This is a genomic window from Pseudomonas sp. JDS08PS003 (assembly GCF_045013505.1).
In the GTDB taxonomy this organism is placed as follows: Bacteria; Pseudomonadota; Gammaproteobacteria; order Pseudomonadales; family Pseudomonadaceae; genus Aquipseudomonas; species Aquipseudomonas protegens_B.
On sequence record NZ_CP120724.1, the window covers coordinates 4,032,960 to 4,052,661 of the forward strand.

Genomic DNA, 19,702 nt, shown 5'->3' on the forward strand with positions numbered 1-19,702 from the left:
GCCCACGGGAGCGCGACGCTTGTAGGGCCCAGGGCGCGCGTCACTGCTTTAGGGAATAGGCCGTTGGCGCAAGGCGCGACCGAACGGATGTCACGGAAAATTCATCTTCCGGGTGTAATGCGGGCCACAACAGGTTGCGGCAACGGCCCGGGCCGTTGCCGCAGCGCCCTCAAAGAGGACGCCCAATACCGTTGCAGACGTTGGGATTGCCGATGCTCAAGGCGCTGGTCGGGGTGAGAAAGGTGTTGCGAATCGCCGTCTTCCAGTTAGCGGGCAGCGGTTGCAGGCGGTTGTTTCTGATGGCCGCGTCGTTGAGCCCAAACACGCTGTAGTGACGAGAGAAGAACGCCCGGACCTGCGCAGTCTGGGTGGCATCGGCGTAGCACTGGCTGAACACCAGATTGGTGAAGCCCAGAATCGGATACCCGACATGCGGATAAGCCACCACACTGGGATCGTAGGGGCTAGGGTTTGCGGCAAACTGCGGCACCCAAGTGTTGGGGTCGCTCAGGTACGGCATGAGCTCCGGCGACAATGGGGTTCTGATGGCGTTGATCGTATCAACGATGTTGGCCGGTGTCGGGGCGATACCGTCCACCCGCGCCACCTTGCTGCCATCCTCAAGGCCCGCCAGGCTGCTCGCCGCGTACGTCGCTCCGATGAAGGTGATGCTGCCGACCGTGGCATTCACCGTCGCCATGATCTGCGCGTTGCTGACAGCGGTGACGGCATTGGCCGGAGGCCCGGAAGGATGGGCGTAGGCGAAGTATCGGCTAGGCGAAAACAGCCCACTGGATTCGTTGCAACGGGCATTGAGAAAGCGCGTGAACACTTCCGTGGTAGCGCTTGAACCCTGGGGGTAGACCACGGTGATCGGGCCGTTACGCGCCGAACCATAGAGCTGACTCCAGTCAACCAAGCGCCCGGAAAAAATGCCGCATAGGTCTTGGGTGCTCAGATTCAAGGCACCACCGGGCTTGTTGAACGCGATCGCGATACTGGTGGCCGCTGACGGCACCTGTATCAGTGGCCCCCAGGCCGGCTTGTGCAGCAAGGCATAGTTGTTCAGCTGGGCACTGGTCAACTTGGACTCAGTGGCTATCCAGTGCACATTCTTGCTGTTATCCCCCGGCACCAGGGCGCCGTAGTCGTTGTTCAGAAACGCTTCCCGGTCGCGCTGATCCAGCCCCAGATACGGTGCGAACCCCGCACTCAGTACACCGGGGGTCTGGTACAGCGGCTGGGGCAAGGTTGAACCGCCACCATTCAAATCCGCCAGCGCTGACTGGGCGCACACGGCACTGCAAAGCAATGAAGCCATCCACCAATGGACGTTGGGCATGATCAGACTCCTGTCGAATCAGGGCGTGCCAGGGATCGCTCAGCGGACCTGGGCAGCGCCGTGCGGATGCCTGCAACGCCGTGGGTGGCGGCTGCAGGACAAAAAAAATCAGCAACGGCGCAAACCGTTGCTGATCGGGTGTTGCGACTCGGTTGCAGCCCGCGTTACAGCGGACGACCGATGGTGTTGCAGACGCTGGTGTTGCCGATGCTCAGCACGTTGGAAGCGTTGACGAAGTTGTCACGAATGGCGGTTTTCCAGGCCGCTGGCAGCGGTACGAAGCGGTTGTTCTTGATGGCGTTGTCGTTGTTGGTCAGCGAGCTGGAACCATAGTGACGGCCGAAGAAAGTACGCACTTGCGAGGTCTGGGTAGCGTCGGCGTAGCACTGGCTGAAGATCAGGTTGGTGAAGCCCAGGATCGGGTAGCCGGTGGTTGGGTAAGGCACGACGCTTGGATCGGTGGCGCTGGCAGTAGCCGCGAATACCGGTACCCAGTTGTTAGGCTTGGTGCCATCGACGATGGTGCCATCCTTGCGCAGCACGGTCGGAGGCTCGATGGCTTCGATGGCGGCGGAAACGTTGGCAGGCGCTGGCGAAACACCGGCCACCTTGGCCACCTTGGTAGCGTCGTCCAGACCGGCCAGGGTCGTGGCGGCGTAGTCCGGGCTCATGTAGGTGATGCGACCGTCGGCAGCGTTCAGCGCGTCCATCACGCCTTGGCTGGTGACCGCGGCTACAGCACCGGCAGGCAGGCCACCCGAGTAGCTGGAGGCGAAGTTGGTGGTCACGGCGAAGGTGCCGGTTTCAGCGCACTTGGCGTTGAGGAAACGGGTGAACAGCTCGGTGGTGCCGCTGCTTTCGTTGCGGTAGACCACGGTGATGGCACCGGTACGGCCCGAACCGGCGATCTGGTTCCAGGTAGAGACACGGCCCGAGAACACGCCGCACAGGTCGTTGACGCTCAGGTCAACGGCAGCAGTGCCGGCCTTGTTGAACGGAATGGCAACCGAAGTGGCGACCGAAGGCACCTGGATCAGCTTGCCCCAGGCGGCTTCGTGACCGCTGGCGTAGGCGCTCAGTTCAGTGGCAGAGAGCTTGGAATCGCTGCCGGCCCAGTGCACGTTCTTGCCAGTAGTGCCGGCCACGAACTTGGTGTAATCGTTGTTCAGGAAGGCAGATTTGCCGTTGCCGCTGCCTACGCCGATGTAGGGAGCGAAGCCGGCAGTCAGTACGCCGGAGGTCTGATACAGCGGTTGTGGCAGGGTAGCGCCACCACCGTTGATGTCAGCCATTGCAGCTTGTGCCGAGCACAGGGCTGCCAGGGTCATGGATGCCGCCAGAACGTTGCGCTTAAACATGAAGAATCTCCTTTCGTCGTGTTCGTACGTTGGGTGAATAGCTCTTGCATGACGCCATGGCGCTCGGGCCAAAAGCCTTGTTCCAGACGGCTTGAGGGGTGAGGCCATGGAAAGAGAAGTTCGCAGTTTCCGGTGACAGATAAAGGAAAAAACCTCGGGAGAAACCGGCTGTTTTTGCAAAAGATTCTCGGGTGTTTGTCGCCGTTTTTCGGGCCTTTCCCGGGAAGGTGACAGCCAGGTTTCCGAGGCTGGCGCCGGCATCGCCCTGCAAGCGCCGAGGGTGGTGCAGACAGCGCTGGAACATGACAGAACGAGGAACCCGAGCTTGGCCCGTTGCCCGGTCGGGAGTGAGGCTGGCGGGATGAAAATTTATGCCTGCCCTGCCCTGTACCTCGGCTGCGCCCCCCTCGTAGGAGCCGGCTTGCCGGCGAAGAGGCCCGCGAGACCTGCATCGCCGGTGCCGACGCCTTCGCTGGCAAGCCAGCTCCTACGGACCGAGCCAGATCGGGCCGGACGGGGCCAGACCGGGGTCAGGTCGGGTCGGGTTGTGCGGTTCAGGTCACCAACTGGTTGATCTCGATGATCGGCAGCATCACCGCCATGACGATCACCAGCACCACACCGCCCATGACCACGATCATCAGCGGTTCGAGCAACGCGGTCATGCCCATGGCCCGACGTTCGATATCCCGGGACAGGGTCAGGGCCGCCCGCTCCAGCATCGGCGGCAAGGCACCGGTCTTTTCGCCACTGGCGATCAGGTGGATCAGCACCGGCGGGAAGACTTTCTCCACCCGCAGCGCAGCCGCCAGGTTGGCCCCTTCGCGCACCTTGGCCGTGGCCTCGCTGACGCTCTGGCTCAGGCGGTCGTTGGACAGGGTCTGGCGCGCCGCGTCCAGGGCCCGCAGCAGCGGCACCCCGGCGCCGCTGAGAATCGCCAGGGTCGAGGCGAAACGCGCGGTGTTCAACCCCAGGACAAAACGCCCGAACAGCGGCAGGCGCAGAATCCGACTGTGCCAGCTCAAGCGTGCCCGGGGGTTGCGCAGGTACAGCCGCCAACCCCAGAACCCCGCCACCATGGCGCCGAAACACTGAATGCCCCAGGCACGAATGAAGTCGCTGGCGTTGAGCATGGCCAGGGTCAGCCCCGGCAGGTCCTGGCGGGCCTGGGAAAAGGCGCTGACCACCTGGGGCACCACATAACTGAGCAGGAAAATCACGATGCCGATGGACACCAGTCCCACAACCCCGGGGTAGATAAAGGCGGTCAGGATCTTGCCCCGCAGGCCGTTGCGCTCCTCGATATAGTCCGCCAGCCGCTCCATGACCTGGGCCAGGTCGCCGGACTCTTCACCCGCGGCAATCAGCGCCCGGTAGATGTCCGGAAAGTCCCGCGGGCGCGCCGCCAGGGCCTCGGCCAGGCGCATGCCGCTGCGCACATCCGCGCGCACCGCGCTCAGGGTCTGGGCGATGTGCTTGCGCTCGGCCTGCTCCACCGTGGCACTCAGCGCCGCCTCCAGGGGCAGGCTGGCCCCCAGCAGGCTGGCTAGCTGGCGCGTGGCCCAGGCCAGGTCGTTGTCGCTGAGCCTGGGGCTGAAGAGTCCCCCTGCTGCGCCGGTGCCTGGGTTGCTGTCCAGTTGCACCTGCAGCGCAGTCAGGCCCCGGCTGCGCAGGCTGGCGAAAGCCGCGCCCTGGCTGTCGGCTTCCAGGTGGCCGGACTCGATCTTGCCGAGCGCGTCGGCGGCTTCGTAGCGATAGCGATTCATCAGGCGTCCCGTGTCACACGTAGGATTTCTTCCGGTGCGGTGGCGCCGCTGCGTACCCAGCGCTCGCCGTCCTCACGCATGCTCAGCATCCCCGCCCGCCGCGCGGCGGCCCGCAGGGCCTGCTCGTCGGCGCCCTGGTGGATCAGGCTGCGGATGTCATCGTCGATGCAGAACAGCTCATGAATCCCGGTGCGGCCGCTGTAGCCGATGTGGTTGCAGGCCGGGCAGCCCACCGGGTGCCAGGTGCCGGGATGGGCCGGATCGGCTTGCTTGCACTGGTTGCACAAGCGGCGCACCAGCCGCTGGGCCAGCACCCCGAGCATCGACGAGGCCAGGAGGAAAGGCTCCACCCCCATGTCAATCAGGCGGTTGACCGCCGACACCGCGTCGTTGGTGTGCAGGGTCGCCAGCACCAAGTGCCCGGTGAGCGAGGCCTGGACTGCGATCTGCGCGGTTTCCAGGTCGCGGATCTCGCCGATCATGATCACGTCCGGGTCCTGGCGCAGAATCGCCCGCAGGGCCAGGGCGAAGGTCATGTCGATCTTGGCGTTGACCTGGATCTGACTGATGCCCGGCAAGTCGTATTCCACCGGGTCCTCGACGGTGAGGATATTGCTGGTGCTGGCATCCAGCCGGGCCAGGGCGGCGTAGAGGCTGGTGGTCTTGCCGCTGCCGGTGGGGCCGGTGACCAGGACGATGCCGTGGGGCTGACGGATCAAGCCATCCAGACGCGCCAGGACATCCGGGTCCATGCCCAGGGTTTCCAGTTGCAGGCGCCCGGCCTGCTTGTCCAGCAGACGCATCACCACCCGCTCGCCGTGGCCGGTGGGCACCGTGGACACACGAATGTCGATGGGCCGCCCGGCCACCCGCAAGGCAATGCGCCCGTCCTGGGGCAGGCGTTTTTCGGCGATATCCAACTGGGCCATGATCTTGATCCGCGACACCAGTGCCCCGTGCAGCGCCTTGCGTGGCGAGACCACGTCGCGCAGGGTGCCGTCGACCCGGTAGCGCACCACCGAGTGGGTTTCAAAGGGCTCGATATGGATATCACTGGCCTCATCCCGCGCGGCCTGGGTGAGCAAGGCGTTGATCATGCGGATCACCGGGGCACCGTCCTGGGTGTCCAGCAAGTCGGTGATTTCCGGCATGTCTTGCATCAGGCGGTCCAGGTCCACCTCATTCTCCGCTGCCCCGACCACCGCCGCGGCGCTGCCGGTGTCGGCGTAGGCCGTGGCCAAGAGCCCGTCGAGTTCGTCGTCGCGGATGCGCTCCAGGCGTGCGGGGCCGAACTGGCGGCGGGCTTCGCTGATCGACCAGCCGGGGGTCGAGGGGCAGACCAGCAGGGTGGCGCCCTCCTCGCTGTGACGCAGGAGAATGCGTTGGGATTTGGCCCAGGCGTAGGGGAGCTGGGTGGTCATTGCTTGTGCCTCCTGGTGGGGTGCATATCCGGTGGTGCGGGTGGGGCTGATTACGGTTTTTGTTCTTACCGCGGGGTTGGGTACATATCCGTTCCTGCGGGTGTGGCGGCTTACGGTTCCGCTTTTACAGCGGGGGTTGGGTGCATATCCGGTGCTGCGGGTGCGGCCACTTATGGTTCCGCTCTTACAGCGGCTCACTTTTGAAAAGCGCAAAAGTAAGCAAAACGCTCTGCCCCTCCACTCGGTGCCTCGCCTAGGCTCGGCATGCCCTCACTCCGGCATTGATCCGTGGGCCGCCGCCACCGGCCATCCCTGGCCGGGTGGCGGCTAACCCGGCGTCCTGCCGGGTTACCCACGGCTCAATGCCTGCGTTCGGCCATCGTGGTTAACGGGGCGTTCAGATCAAGATCAAAATCAAGAGCGCGACGGCGGCCTGCCGGCCGGCCTGAAGCTGGGGCGGTGTGTAGCGCCCCCCCATGTAGGAGCTGGCTTGCCAGCGAAGGCGTCGGCCCAGGCAATGCATGTCTTACGGGCCTCTTCGCCGGCAAGCCGGCTCCTACGGGAAACTGCACGGTGTATCTGACTGCTGTAGGAGCTGGCTTGCCAGCGAAGGCGTCCGCCCAGGCGATGCATGTCTTACGGGCCTCTTCGCCGGCAAGCCGGCTCCTACGGGAAACTGCACGGTGTATCTGACTGCTGTAGGAGCTGGCTTGCCAGCGAAGGCGTCCGCCCAGGCGATGCATGTCTCACGGGCCTCTTCGCCGGCAAGCCGGCTCCTACAAAAAGCGCGTAACACGCGCTTGGCTCTGGCTTTTGATCTTGATCTTGATCTTCAGGCCCCTTCCCAGCCGGCCGAGCGTAGGCGTTGCGTAGGGGGCAGCTCGGCAAGGATGCCGAGCTAGCCGCCACCCGGCCATGGATGGCCGGTTGGCGGCGGGCCCCCGGAGCAATGCCGAAGCGAGGGAACCCCGAGCCCCAGCGAGGGGCCCATGGAGGGGCAAGCGTTTTTGCTTACTTTTTTGGCGTTTGAAAAAAGTGAGTCGCCGTAAGGGCGAAACCCTAAGTGGCCACACCCGCAGCAACGGATATGTACCCCACCCCCACGCCATAAAAACGAAACCACCAGCGGCCGTTACCGCAGCACCGGATATGTACCCCGTCAACATCGCCGCAAAGACAAAACCGCAAACCACCGCAACGGATATGTAGCCCCTCCATTGGCCGTCAAAGCCCCCGCAAAAGTGGCCATGACCACAACCACGGACATATGCTCCATGCCTCTGAATGAACACCTTCATTGCACCGGCACCGCCCTGATCGTCGCCCGCGGCCCCTGCCCAGCCCCAGGCGTCTGCAACGACACCGGCACCGCCCCCGGAATCGCCTTCGCCGCCGAAGGCAACTGCGGCGCCTGCATATCCGGCATCGCCCAACTGCGCTCCGGCTGCAACTCCCCCTGCGCCCGGCGCATGAAGTCGTAACGATTGAGGGTAATGCTGCGCCCCGCGCCACTGTCACGAATGATGTAAGGCCGCAGGAACACCATCAGGTTGGTCTTGGTAATGCTGCGCTTCTCATTGCGAAACAACGCCCCCAGCCCGGGAATGTTCGACAACCACGGCACCGCGTCATTGCTCTGGCTATAACCGTCCTGCAGCAACCCGCCCAGCACCATGATCTGCCCGTCATCCAAGAGGATGCTGGTATCGATCGCACGTTTGTTGGTCACGGTCCCGGCATCCACCGAGGCACGGGGATCGACGCTGCTGACTTCCTGGTAGATGTCCAGTTTGACCGTGCCACCCTCGGAAATCTGCGGCCGCACATTGAGCTTGAGACCCACTTCTTCGCGCTGCACGGTCTGGAACGGGTTGTTGCTGGTGCCGCCGCCTCCGGTGACATAACTGCCAGTAACAAAGGGAATGGTCTGGCCAACAAAAATGCTCGCTGCCTCGTTATCCAGGGTCAAAAGATTCGGCGTCGACAACACGTTGGTTCCGCCCTTGCTCTTCAACGCCCGGGCCAGGACCTTGAGGTCCAGCACTTTGCCGATCCCCGGGATGTCCACGGTGCCGTTGACCACGCCGATGTTCAGGCCCTTGGGCAAGACGTCGATGCTGGTCTTGCTGGCCGGGGTGCCCACCAGCCCGCTGCCGCCGAGGTTGACCCCGCCAAAGCCGCCACGCCCACCGAGGTTGCCGGCCTGCCATTGCACGCCGAATTCACTGGCATCGTCCTCGCCGACTTCGACGATCAGGCTCTCGATCACCACTTGGGCGCGACGCTGGTCGAGCTGGTCGATGACTTCCCGCAGGTTGCGGTACAGCGGGTCCGGGGCGGAGATCAGCAAGGTGTTGGTGGTGGCGTCGGCCTGGATGGTGACCCCGCCGGCGCTGAAGGCGGTGTTCTGATCCGTTGCCTGGCCAGTGCCGCTCAAGCCGCTGCCGGAGTTGCTGCCCTGGCCGTAGGCGCTGCCGCCACTGCTGCTGACGTTGCCACTGCCGGTGGGCGTGCCGCTGCTGTTCTGAGTCGGGCTCTGGCCGCTCTGGCTGTTGCCGCCCATGCCGCTGAGCATGGCCCGGGCGCCGTCGTTGCCGCCGCTGTCGCTTTCGCCGGTCAGCAGCCCGCGCAGGGCCTGGGCCAGCTTGCCGGCCTGGGCGTTGCGCAGGTAGACCACGTGCAGGTTGCTCGGGTTGCTCTGGGCGTTGTCCAGTTTGTAGATCAGGTTGCGCGCCAGCTCGGTGCGCTCCGGGCTGCCGGCACGGATGATGATGGAGTTGGAGCGCGGGTCGCCGATCACGCTGATTTTCTGGGTCTGGTCGCCGCCCTGGGTTTCCAGCAGTTCGGCCACCATGGTGGCAATGTCCACGGCGATGCCGTTCTGCACCGCTACCACATCGGTGTCGATGGCGCTGGGGGTGTCGATGCCGTCGATGATCTGCGCGACTCGCTGCAGGTTCTCGGCATAGTCGGTGACCACGATGCTGTTGTTGCCCGGGTAGGCGTTGATCGGGTTGTTCGGCGAAACGATGGGCCGTAGCACCGGGATCAGGTTCACCGCATTTTCGTATTGCAGGCGAAAGGTGCGGGTCAGCATGCCGTTGCCCATCGGCTTGTCGGCGCTGTAGATCGGCCCGCCCAGCAGCTTGGCGTCGGCCTCGGGCACCACCTGGGCCACGCCGCCCACGTCCACCACGGAAAAGCCCTGCATGCGCAGCGCCGCCAGCAGCATGTCGTAGGCCTGATGGGCCGGCACCTGGCCTTCGCTGACCAGGGTCAGGTTGCCCTTGACCCGCGGGTCCACCAGGAACTGCTGGCCGGTGGAGCGGGACAAGGCCCGTACCACCGCCTGGATATCGGCGTCGACGAAGTTCAGTTGCACCGGCTGATCCCCCAGGGGGTTGCGCGGCACGCTGGTGCTGCGCGGGCTGCCGTGGCCGCGACTGCTGTTGGTCACCGGGTGCAGGACCTTAGGTCGTTGAGCCTGTTGTGCCTGCAAGCGCTGGCGATCCAACAGGGCATCGCCGCTGCGCCGGGTATCGGCCAGGGGCTGGCCCAGTTCGCTGTCCACCAGCAAGGGCGGCGGCGTGGTGGACGGGGTGTTGCTGCAGGCCCCCAACGCCAGCAACAGAAAAGGTGCGGCCTTGCGACACTGGCGCACGTAATTGCAACCTGACCACTTCATGAAGCTTCCTTAGCGCCCTGCGCCTGATCCATGCGAACGGTCCCGGACAGTGTGCCTGCCGAGTCTTGGGCGGCGGCCGCGGCTGCGCGTTGCAGACGGGCCTCCACCACCTGCAGTGAAAGCTGCCGGGGAGCCCCCAGCAGCCAGCCGACCACGGCATCCGCCGGGGCCTGCTCAAAGGTCAAACGCCAGCTCTGGGGGCCGGCTTCATCAGGCTGTTGCAACTGGTAGTGGTCCTTGAGCCCGGCCCCGTCCAGGGTCTGGCGCAAGGATTGCTCAAGGCTAGTGCCACGGCTGTTGCTGCCCGCCGCCTCGTGCAACAGCACCTCCAGGGCCTCGGCCTGGGCGCGCAGCTTCGGCGTCTCGGCTTGCCAGTAGTCGATCTTCTTCAGCGGCGGCTGGATCAACAGCCACCACAGCAGCAGCCCCAGCACGCCCAGGGCGGTGGCGCTGAGCAGGCGTTTTTCCCTTGGCGCCAGAGTGCTCCAATAGCCCTGGGCCTGGGTCCGCAGGCGCGACCAACGCGCCTGATACTGCGCCAGCATGGCCTTATTCATCTTCAGCTCCCGGGGGGGTGTCGGCGACGTTGGCCGGTTCGTCTGCGGCCGGGCTCAGGCTCCAGCCATTGCCTTCGGCCCGGACGCTGTAGCCGGCCTGGGTCAAGGCGCCCTGCCAGCCGCTGTCAGCGCTCTTGGGCGTGTCCGGCAGCAGCTCCAGCTGCAAGCGCTCCTCGGCAAAACTCAGGCTCTGCACGCTGCCCACCATAAAGGGCATGGCGCTACCGGCCTGTTGCAACAGGCGGGTGAACACCTGGGTCGGGTCCGCCGCCCCGCTCTGCTGCGCCGCCAGTTGCTGGCGGGCCTGCTGCAAGGGATTGAGCACCACCGGCAACTGGGGGAACACCTGCCTGACCCGCTGACTCATCTGCGCCTTGAGCCGCTGGCCCTGTTCGGCCTCACGGGCGGCATACAGGTTCAGCCCCACGATCCAGATCAGCACTGCCAGGGCGCAGCAACCCAGGGCCCGGCCCCAGCCTTGGGCCTTCACGCCCCCCGCCACCGCGCCGGCGTGCAAGCCCCATCCCGGCAGCGGACCACTCCAGCGTTGCTCGGCCGGCAGCGGCTGGCAGGCCGGCGGCGCGGCATCGCCGATCCAGCCCACCTCGCAGCCCGAGGCCTGCAACTGTTCCAGGGTTTCTTCCACCAGCGGCTGCACGCTGCCCTGCCCGCTGCTCTGGCGCAGCAGTAGCTGGCCATCGAGCAGGCACAGGTTGGCTTGCCCCGACGGTGGCACCGGCAAGGCATAAGGCGCCGGGTACAGCCCCTGAAGCTTCAGTCCGGCCTCTGCCAACACACGTCCCAGGGCCTGCAGTGCGGTCTTGGGCAACCAGCTCAGGGCCACCTGTCCCTGGGCATCCCGGGCGCCATGGGCCACATGCATCTGCTCACTGGGGCCGAGGATCAGCGCCTGGGCAGCGCAGTCCACCGCGGCCTTGATCCGCGCCGCCGGCAACTGAGGCAACTCGATCTGGGTCAGCAGGCTGTCCAGCGGATGCAGGAAGCACTCCACCGGCACCGGTTTGTCACCCTGGGCCAGTTGCCCCAGGGGACAGCGGCCGATCTCCCCGACCCGCCCACTGCGATCGAGCCGGGCGAAGTCCACCGGGCTGGCCAATGGCGGTTCAGCCGCGAGCAACTCGGCCAGGGGCGGCAAGGCGATACGCAAGCGACTCATGCCCCCACCCGCGACCAGATCACCTGGGGCATGCGGTCCTCGGGACGGTGCAACAGGGCCTCCAGGCTGACCCGACGCTGATCGCGGCGAGCCTGGCCCTGGAGCAGGAACCATTCGCTGGTGATGCCGACCTTGATCTGCTCCACCGCAAGATGGGGCATGCGCAGACGGTTGAGGAAGTCGCCACGATTGATGAACCAGTGCCCGGCATCGCGTTCCGCCACCAGGGCCTTGGCCCGGGACAGTGGCAGCCCCGGCACCGCCGCCGTCAGTACCTCGGCACTGGCGGTGTTGCCGTTGATCCAGGTGTTGCCCGGCAGGATGCTGACGTAGGGTTCAAGACGGGCCAGCCGGGCCTGGTCCAGACCCTGGATGCCGCGCAGGTCGTCCAGGCTGCGCAGCATCGGCTGACGGGGCGGCAAGGTCTGGGTCGCTGCGCCCGGGGACGTCAGGCGACCGCTGTTGAAGCTGCCCGGGTGGCTGGCAGCGGGCGGTGTGCTGCCCAAGCGCTGGGGATAGGAAGCGATCACCCGCTGGCTGATGCGGCGGCTCAGGGCGCTGTCGATGCCGATCAGCTGACACAGCTGTTCGAAGGCCTGCAACTGCACCGGGTCCACTTGCTGGTTGAACACTAGATTGCGCAGGTTGAACTTGCCTTGCAGGTCTTGCAGGCGCCCCTGGAACCCAGCGTTGAAGCCGCCCAGGGCCTGATCGCCGATGGGCCGTGCCCAGGCCTGGTCGAGTCGGGTCAGGACATCGCGCTGACGGGCGTCCCACAGCAATTGCCGGCTGTATTCCAGGCCGCCCTGCAACACCCCGATCCCCATCACCCGCGCCTGCTCGGCTTCCACGGTGCGGGTAAAGGTGCTTTGCCGGGAGAGCATGGCAGCGGCAATCACCGCCACCACCGCGGCGATCAGCAAGGCGCTGATAATGGCCATGCCACGCTGCTTCGCCGCATTGGGCGAATGGCTGTTCATGGCCGGCCTTACAGCTGCCAGGAGCCGATATCGGCATTCACGCCGTCGCCATCGGGCTGGCCGTCGGCACCGAGGGAGAACACATCCACCTCACCATTGGCCCCCGGGTTGAGGTAGTGATAGGGACGGCCCCAGGGATCGTTGGGCAGCCGCTCCAGGTAGGAGCGCCAGTTGCTGTCCTTGGCATTGGCCGGACGCTCCACCAGCACCTTGAGGCCCTGGTTCATGTTCGGGTAGCTGCCGTGGTCGAGGCGATACAGCTTCAGGGCCTGCATCAGGCCGGCGATATCCTGCTTGGCCGCCGTGGCCCGAGCCTGGTCCGGACGGTCCAGGACCTTGGGCACCACCATCACCGCAAGAATCCCGAGGATGACCACCACCACCATGATCTCGATCAGGGTGAAGCCACGCTGGCTTCGGGGTGGAGCGGTTGAGGTGACAGGCGCGATATCCATCTCGACATTCCTTGGCTTGAGTTCGATTCGTCGCGCAGTGTTGCAAGAAGATATGTCAGTGGTATTGAAAAACCTCGGGAGTTTCAGTCGCCATTCGGTCAAGCCTGCAGGCTAGTCTGCGAGGCTGTTTCCCAGTCTCGAGGGGCCCATGCGAGCCTTGTCCAAACAAGCTGGATTTACCCTGATCGAGGTGCTGGTGGCCCTGGCCATCATTGCCGTGGCGATGGCCGCAGCGGTGCGCGTGGCCGGGCTGATGACCCAGAGCAACGGTCTGCTGCGGGACAAGTCCCTGGCCTTGCTGGCAGCGCAGAGCCGGCTCGCCGAGTTGCGCCTGGAAGGCCGTTTGCCCAGCGGATTGAAGAGCGTCGATTGCGACCAGGGGCGCCTGAAGCTGCGCTGCGAACAGGCGATTGGCACCGCAACCGTGCCCGGACTGTTGCGGGTCAGTGTCCAGGTGCGTGACCGCAGCCGCGAAGCGCCGCCCCTGGCCCGCCTGGAAACCCTGGTCAGCCGGCCCCAGGCACCGCGCCAATGAGGCTCAACGGGTCAGCCGTGGCAGCAGCGGCGAGTCCGGCAACTTGCTGACCTTGACCCGCGACTGCTCGCCGCCGCGCTCGATCAGCACGCCGTCGGCCTCGACGGCCGCCAGGCGCACCCCCTGGGTCAGTTGTTCGCCGGCCAGGAAGCTGCGCGGTGGACCGTCGTTCAAGCTGAGGATTGCCACCGCACCCTGGGCGCCGGCCATGACCCCGGACACCTTGATCTCCACCTGGACCGGCTGGTTGGCAAACCACTGCAAGGCCGGGTTGTCGGAGCGCGCGGCAAGCACCTGGGGCGCCACCGCCGGGGGCTGGGACTGCGCCGGGGTCAGCAGCAGCGACGACCAGGTGGCGACACCGGCCAGGGCCGCCAGCAACGCCGCGTATTGCAGCAGCCGGGGGGCGTCAAGGCGCGACGGAAATGACATGGCACGTAGCATCGGCGGGACCTCCTGTTTGTCCGTTGCCACAGCCTACAGCTCAATTCTCACGGTTTTATTTCACTGCACGATCATCTGCATCGGACGGGCCCGTCCCGTCGCCAAGGAGCACAAGGTGCGACACACAGGCAAGCAACAGGGCTTCACCCTGATCGAACTGATGGTGGTGCTGGTGATCATCGGCATCGCCAGCGCCGCCGTGGGCTTGAGCATCAGGCCCGATCCGCTGCAGACCCTGCGCAAGGACGCCGAAGGCCTGGCCCAGTTGCTGCAAGTGGCCCAGGCCGAAGCTCGGGCCGATGGCCGGCCGATCACCTGGCGGGCCACGGCCAAGGGCTACACCTTCAGCCGCCGCGAGGACCAGGGCAGCGGCATCGACGACTTTCGCCACGACCGGCAATTGCGGCCACGGCCCTGGCAAAGCCCGGCGCTGCAGGTGCATATCGAGCCCAGGCAGCGCCTGGTACTGAACGCCGAATGGATCAACCCGCCGCTGCAGGTGGTGCTGTCCGACGGCCAGAACAGCCTCCGGGTGGAGCGCAGCGCCAGCGGCCAGTTGCGGGTGGTGAGCCAGCCATGACGACACAACGCGGCTTTACCCTGATCGAGGTGATGGTGGCGATCATGCTCATGGCGCTGGTCAGCCTGATTGCCTGGCGCGGCCTGGACAGCGTCACCCGGGCCGACGGCCATCTGCGGGCCAGCACCGAACAGACCGAAGAACTGCTGCGCAGCCTCAATCAGCTGGAGCGCGACGTAGCCTTGCGGGCCGGTTCCCAGTTGCGCGAACCGAGCCTGGGAGAAAGCGACGAAGCCGAACCCGACAGCCCCGCCCCACTGAGCGTGCGCAGCTCCGACAGCAAGGGCTTTCGCCTGGAAGTGATCCGCAGCGCACCCGCTCCGGGGGTCGGCTTGCAACGCGTGCGCTGGTGGCTCAAGGGCGACACCCTGTACCGCGCCGAGGCCGAGGTTCGGGACCGCTACCCCTTGCCGGCACCCAAGAACGGGGTGGCCGTGCTCGGCCGGGTCAGCGACTTGCAGGTACGGGTCTGGAACCCTGACAAAGGCTGGCGTCAACTCAGTGGCAATCGCCAGGACAATCCCCCGGGCCTGGAAATCCGCCTGGTGCGACAAACGCCCCAGGGCGAAGAACGCTACCGCCAGGTGCTGGGCCCGCTCACCCCGTAGCAGCCAGGCACTGTCGATCCGGGAATTGTCGGTGAGCCCACCGGCCTCTTCGCTGGCAAGCCAGCTCCTACAGACACCCACCCCCTTGTAGGAGCCGGCTTGCCGGCGAACCGCGCAGCGGCCAGGCAACATCGATCCGGGAATTGCGGAAAGCCCACCGGCCTCTTCTCCGGCGTACCCCCGCAGCGCATCAGGCAATCAGGCGGTGCGGGTGGGGCCGTGTCAGCTCAGCAGGACAACGCCGCCCGGCAGTTCGGTGCATTTGGCACCATAGGCGTCACGGATCAGCAAGGCCACGCCCGCCAACTGGTTGAGGTTGAAGCGCGCCTGGACCTTGCGCTGGCCCAACTCGGCATTGAGCAGCACCAGCATCCCCGGACGATAGCGGTTGATCTCGCTGATCACGGTGTTGAGGCTGGCGTTGTCGAACACCAGCACCTGTTCGCGCCAGGCGATCACGCTGCGGGGGTCCACGGCGATCGGCTCACCCACCGCCCTGGCGTCGTAGGTCAGTTGCCGACCACTGTCCAGGCGAATGCTGCGCCCCGCCACTGCCACTTGCAGGCTGCCTTCGATGCAGGTCACGCACACCTGATGATCGGTGTTGCGCAAATTGAAGCGCGCCTGACGCGCACTCAGCCAGCCATCACCGGCCTGGACCTTGAGCGGCTGGGTGCCGTGGCTGAAGACTTCCACCTCGCCCTCCAGCAGCTCGATGCCCTGCTCGCCCGCGCCCGGGTCGCGGCGGCTGATGCGGGTCTGGGTATTGAGCTCCAGGCTCACGCCCTCGGCCAAGTCCACCCGCCGCTGCTCGCCGACTTCGGTGGCGAAATCCGCGGTCAGCCCGGCAAAGCCACCCGGGACGGTGAGCCGGACCATGAACAGCGCCGCCGAGGCCGCAATCGCCCCGCCCAGAAAAGCCCGACGCCCCAAGTGCCGGGGCCGGGACTGTTGCTCCAGCTGCTGGGCTGCCGGTTGCAGGCAGTGCCACAGGGCCTTGGTGTGCTCGAAGGCGGCCGCGTGCTGCGGGCTTTGCGCGCACCACTGGCGCAGTGCCCGGGCGTCGGCCACGGTGGCCCGACCCGAGGTCAGGAGGACCAGCCAGTCCCGGGCTTCCCTCAGCAGTTGCGGGTCCGCCGAGGCCTGGGGAGTGGAGATGCTAAAAATGTTCAAGCGCGCAGGTACTCACGGATTGATCAGGGACTCATTGTCTAGGACAGTTTTCCGGCCCCGGGACCGAACCGCTGAATGACTTTTCTTTCAAGGCGCAAGGCGCAATGGCCCAGGGCAGCCTTGATTTCCTTCTCCACCATCCGTGTGGAAATGCCGAAACGCTGGGAAATTTCCAGGTGCGGCGCCTCTTCCAGGCGCGCCGCAATAAAGATCTTGCGCCGCCGCGCCGGCAGTTCGTAGAGGGCCTTGAGCAGGGTCTGGATTTCTTTCTGGCCGCCCACCACCCGCGACGGGTCCTGGGTGTCATCGGCGATGTGCAGCAGTTCCTCGACCTCGTCGCCGGTCAGCAGCCGGGCGTCGGACTGGCGGCGGTCGGCGGCAATGTTCAGGGCCATGCGATAGAGGTAGGCATTGGGTTGCAGCAGGTTGGGCGGCTCTTCCATGCGGTCGACCCGCAGGTAGGTTTCATGCAGGACGTCGTTGGCCAGGTCCTCGGAACCCAGGCGTCTGCGCAAGCGCACCCGAAAGTCCTCGTAGGACGTCAGGAACAGCCTGACCATCGCACTCTGTCCGGTATTTTTCATACCCCGGAAGCTCCTTCCCATTCCCTGCAGTCCATGCGTTTCCCTGTTGTGTCCGGTATCAAGAGTAAGGTCAGCGGCTGGCGCAGCGAGCTGGGTGCCTGGCGCTGAACCCGGGTATCGGCCAGGCGCTGCACCAAGGCCTCATCCCGTTGCGGATCGCCGGTGGAGCTCACCAGACGGCTGTGCTGCACCGTGCCATCGGCGCCGATCCACAGTTGCAGCAAGGCGCGAAAGCTGCCCGGACGGGTCAGCGCCGAACCACACAGACTGTGCTCCACCGCCTGTTGCACGGCACTGGCATAACTGCTGTTGAGCCGCGCCGCCCGACTGCTTCCCGCACCCTGTAACGGCGTGGCCGGCGTCGCCTCCGGCACCTGCAGGGTGAAGGCATCGCTGCGGGCATAACGGGCCATCAGGCCACTGCCTGCCAGCAGGCGACTCAACCCCTCCCGAGCGCTGTAGCGGCCCTTGATCCCCACCGAACGCCGCCCCCGGGTCAACTCCCGATCCACCAGCACCGCCATCCCTGTGGCGCGGCTGAACAGCTCCAGGGCATCCACCAGGCTCTGCGCCGGAATCTCCAGCGCCAGCAGGGTCTGGGAATCCACCCGGGGTGGTCCCTCGACAGCGGGCTGGCCCCAGCCCTGCGGCATCGGTGCCAGCAGCACAAGCCCCAGCACACAGGTCGCCAAGCCCCCGTGCAATGAAGTCCATCGCCCGACCTGCGCGCTGCGTCGCTGCACTGCAGTCCAATCCCTAAAAGCGTCATCCTGAGGCCAGTTTATGAATCTGGTGTTACGGCCACGGCAAAAAAACCATCACTTTTCCAGTCATCGGTTTGCACTACACTCGGCCGGCATCGAGGCCCGCTTTCCCGGGCCTGCCAGGAGGCCAGGATGAATCGTTCAAGCCAATACGCCGTCACCTTGTTGCTGCTGTGCGCCCTGCCCTGGACGGTGCAGGCCGAGGAAGCCAGCGAAGGTTGCGTGGAAGTCAGCGTCGGCGGCTACAAGGCTCCCGACTACAACTGCCTGAGCAAACAGATGGGCAACAACCCGGACGCCGTCAAGGCAGCCCAGGCCAATCAGCAGGCCATGGAGAACCCGGTGCACAAGCGCCCGCCGAACCAGGTCGGGCTTTCGACACCGGCCGCCACCAGCGTGCGCATGGGCAATACCTTCGGCACGTCGGTCAAGCCGCAACGACCCTGAGGGCATTTCCTCGCGCCTCATGCGGCCTATTACCGGGACACTGCCCGTATACCGGCCGTTAACGTCTGCCGCGCTAGATTGCTGCACCTTAAACACCGGTGCCAGCAACGTCCCACGCCGCCATGCGTGCTTGGCGTTCGCCTACTGGCCACCGTATCGTCAGTATTTTTGTGTGTGTTGAGAGCATGGAAAGCGTTCAAAGACAAATCTGGCAACGACCCGCCCTGAGTATTTTCCTGGTGGCCCTCGTGCTGTTCATGGGCCTGCAGTACAAGCCTGCAGTCCTCAACTACACCACGCGCTTCGTCGACTTCGCCGACTACATGCTGCAGCACGGCATGACGCTGTTCCCCATCGCCGACGATCTGCAGCCGTATCCCGACTACACCGTTGTCAACACGGTGCTGGTCTACCTGGCGTCGCTGCCCTTCGGCCAGCTGTCCGTGCTGTCGATGGGCCTGCCCCTGTGCATTGCCGCGTCGCTGATGCTGGTGTTCATCTACAAGCTGGGGGCCCTGCATGAGCAGAAATGGGGCGTCTGCGGCGTGCTCTTTGCACTGTTCACCTGGGCGTTCCTGGACAGCGTCAACTCCCTGGCCCTGGACATCTATCCGGCCCTGATCACCGTGAGCTGCTTCTACCTGGCCTACACCGCCGATCTCAAGCAACAGCGCGGACGCCTGGCGCTGGTGTTCCTCGGCCTGATCCTGGGCTTTGCCCTGCGCGGGCCCATTGGCATGATCGGCCCGGCGCTGGTGGTCGGCACCTATTACCTGCTGAGCCGACAGTCGCGCAGACTGTTCGGGTTCTCATTGCTGAGCGGCCTGCTGTTTCTCGCCGGGGTCGCCCTGCTGGCCTGGGCCGCCCATGTGCAGGGCGGCGAGACTTTCATGCAGCAAGTGCTGGAGATGCAGGGCCTGGGCCGAATCGCCAGCGATCACTCGCCACGCTATTACTTCTACTTCAGCGTCGGGCTGGTCACCTACAGCTTCACCGCGTTCTACGCCCTCTGCGTCATGGCCAGAAGCGCCAGGCAGTGGTTCAGCGCCCCGCCGCCGTCGGCACCGCGCCTGCTGCTGTACCTTGGCGCCTGGTTCTTGGTGCTGATTGTGTTCTTCACCGTTCCCAACTCGAAGAAGGCGCGTTACATCGTGTCCATCACCCCGGCCATTTCCCTGCTGGCGGCCTATATATTCGTCGACCCCAACGGCCTGTTCAGCACCACCCGCAAACGCCTGCTGCGCCTGTGCCTGAACCTGCCGGCCAGCGGCGCGGTCCTGGCGCTGCTGGTGCTGGGCTACAACGCTTTTGCCGCCCAGCCCTTGCAGCCCAACTTCGCCGGTGTGTTCGCAAGCTTTGCCCTGCTCAGCGGCGTGCGCTACTGGATCGGCCGGCAATACGCCGAACACCGGCATTACGAGGTGATCGTCCTGGCGTTCGGCGTGGCGGCGTTTCTCTTGCTGGATGGGTTCTTCTTCAACGCCATCACCTATCACCTGGAACTGGCCAACGAGCCCACGCCCAAATTCCTGCCTTACTGGTTCTGGTAAGCCCTGGGCAGTGGGCGGCGCAGCGCAAGGTGCGAGGCCTGTTCGCAGCGCGCGTGCAAGATTTGGTTACACTCCCGGGAGCCACCGGCCATGAAACCGAACTGGCACAGTGCTGTCACATCGCAATCGGTAACGGCAGCGGTCGTCCGGCGGCGCCCGGCCCAGGTGGCGGGCGCCACGCATCGGACGCCTGATTGACTGCCCCAGGTTACCGGCCTGGGCCTGCCGCCAATGCCGCAGGTCATACTCCATCAAGGCTGAAAGAGCGAACCATGA

General features: G+C 65.4%; 18 protein-coding genes. 5 read left to right on the forward strand and 13 right to left on the reverse strand.

Features of this window, described 5'->3' with window-relative positions:
* Positions 1-169: 169 nt before the first annotated feature.
* From P7C00_RS17825 to gspG, 9 genes are all read right to left on the reverse strand, one after another.
* Positions 170-1,342 (reverse strand): substrate-binding domain-containing protein, encoded by a 1,173-nt coding sequence (locus tag P7C00_RS17825; RefSeq protein WP_404936996.1) that lies wholly within the window; start codon positions 1,340-1,342, stop codon positions 170-172.
* A 164-nt stretch (positions 1,343-1,506) separates the two neighbouring features.
* A complete protein-coding gene (locus P7C00_RS17830) occupies positions 1,507-2,700 on the reverse strand; it encodes a substrate-binding domain-containing protein (protein ID WP_346634217.1) in 1,194 nt (397 codons plus the stop codon).
* Between the two features lie 554 nt (positions 2,701-3,254).
* Positions 3,255-4,466 (reverse strand): type II secretion system inner membrane protein GspF, encoded by a 1,212-nt coding sequence (gspF, locus tag P7C00_RS17835; protein WP_346634216.1) that lies wholly within the window; start codon positions 4,464-4,466, stop codon positions 3,255-3,257.
* Positions 4,466-5,887 (reverse strand): type II secretion system ATPase GspE, encoded by a 1,422-nt coding sequence (gene gspE / locus P7C00_RS17840; protein ID WP_346634215.1) that lies wholly within the window; start codon positions 5,885-5,887, stop codon positions 4,466-4,468. Before gspE ends, gspF begins: the two co-directional genes overlap by 1 nt.
* A gap of 1,294 nt (positions 5,888-7,181) precedes the next feature.
* Positions 7,182-9,572 (reverse strand): type II secretion system secretin GspD, encoded by a 2,391-nt coding sequence (gspD, locus tag P7C00_RS17845; protein ID WP_346636320.1) that lies wholly within the window; start codon positions 9,570-9,572, stop codon positions 7,182-7,184.
* Positions 9,569-10,129, reverse strand: coding sequence for a type II secretion system protein GspM (gene gspM, locus P7C00_RS17850; RefSeq protein WP_346636321.1), 561 nt, complete (start codon positions 10,127-10,129; stop codon positions 9,569-9,571). Before gspM ends, gspD begins: the two co-directional genes overlap by 4 nt.
* Entirely contained in the window at positions 10,122-11,306 is a 1,185-nt protein-coding gene (gene gspL, locus P7C00_RS17855) for a type II secretion system protein GspL (RefSeq protein ID WP_346636322.1), read from the reverse strand. The genes gspM and gspL overlap by 8 nt, the downstream gene beginning before the upstream one ends.
* Positions 11,303-12,286: a type II secretion system minor pseudopilin GspK gene (gene gspK / locus P7C00_RS17860; RefSeq protein WP_346636323.1), complete on the reverse strand. Its 984-nt coding sequence runs from the start codon at positions 12,284-12,286 to the stop codon at positions 11,303-11,305. Before gspK ends, gspL begins: the two co-directional genes overlap by 4 nt.
* 8 nt (positions 12,287-12,294) lie before the next feature.
* Positions 12,295-12,741, reverse strand: coding sequence for a type II secretion system major pseudopilin GspG (gspG, locus tag P7C00_RS17865; protein WP_123725119.1), 447 nt, complete (start codon positions 12,739-12,741; stop codon positions 12,295-12,297).
* 148 nt (positions 12,742-12,889) lie between these two features.
* Between gspG and gspI the strand changes: the two genes are divergently transcribed.
* Entirely contained in the window at positions 12,890-13,276 is a 387-nt protein-coding gene (gene gspI / locus P7C00_RS17870; RefSeq protein WP_404936997.1) for a type II secretion system minor pseudopilin GspI, read from the forward strand.
* A 3-nt stretch (positions 13,277-13,279) separates the two neighbouring features.
* Here gspI and P7C00_RS17875 read toward each other — a convergent pair whose 3' ends face one another.
* Positions 13,280-13,708, reverse strand: a complete 429-nt coding sequence (locus P7C00_RS17875; RefSeq protein ID WP_404940028.1) for a type II secretion system protein N — start codon at positions 13,706-13,708, stop codon at positions 13,280-13,282.
* A 172-nt stretch (positions 13,709-13,880) separates the two neighbouring features.
* Here P7C00_RS17875 and P7C00_RS17880 point away from each other — a divergent pair, with 172 nt between their 5' ends.
* Positions 13,881-14,300 (forward strand): GspH/FimT family pseudopilin, encoded by a 420-nt coding sequence (locus P7C00_RS17880; RefSeq protein ID WP_404940030.1) that lies wholly within the window; start codon positions 13,881-13,883, stop codon positions 14,298-14,300.
* Positions 14,297-14,908: a type II secretion system protein GspJ gene (locus tag P7C00_RS17885; protein ID WP_404936998.1), complete on the forward strand. Its 612-nt coding sequence runs from the start codon at positions 14,297-14,299 to the stop codon at positions 14,906-14,908. Before P7C00_RS17880 ends, P7C00_RS17885 begins: the two co-directional genes overlap by 4 nt.
* A 222-nt stretch (positions 14,909-15,130) precedes the next feature.
* Here P7C00_RS17885 and P7C00_RS17890 read toward each other — a convergent pair whose 3' ends face one another.
* From P7C00_RS17890 to P7C00_RS17900, 3 genes are read right to left on the reverse strand one after another with little or no spacing between them, the layout of a single operon-like run.
* A complete protein-coding gene (locus tag P7C00_RS17890) occupies positions 15,131-16,081 on the reverse strand; it encodes a FecR domain-containing protein (protein ID WP_346636328.1) in 951 nt (316 codons plus the stop codon).
* 38 nt (positions 16,082-16,119) lie between these two features.
* Complete coding sequence (locus P7C00_RS17895) at positions 16,120-16,665, reverse strand: RNA polymerase sigma factor (protein ID WP_123725113.1); 546 nt, start codon at positions 16,663-16,665, stop codon at positions 16,120-16,122.
* Positions 16,662-17,318: a secretin and TonB N-terminal domain-containing protein gene (locus P7C00_RS17900; RefSeq protein WP_346636345.1), complete on the reverse strand. Its 657-nt coding sequence runs from the start codon at positions 17,316-17,318 to the stop codon at positions 16,662-16,664. Before P7C00_RS17900 ends, P7C00_RS17895 begins: the two co-directional genes overlap by 4 nt.
* A 243-nt stretch (positions 17,319-17,561) precedes the next feature.
* Here P7C00_RS17900 and P7C00_RS17905 point away from each other — a divergent pair, with 243 nt between their 5' ends.
* On the forward strand, positions 17,562-17,876 hold the full coding sequence (locus P7C00_RS17905; protein ID WP_346636329.1) for a hypothetical protein: 315 nt from the start codon (positions 17,562-17,564) through the stop codon (positions 17,874-17,876).
* 185 nt (positions 17,877-18,061) lie between these two features.
* A complete protein-coding gene (locus tag P7C00_RS17910; protein WP_404936999.1) occupies positions 18,062-19,426 on the forward strand; it encodes a hypothetical protein in 1,365 nt (454 codons plus the stop codon).
* The last annotated feature ends 276 nt before the right edge of the window (positions 19,427-19,702 follow it).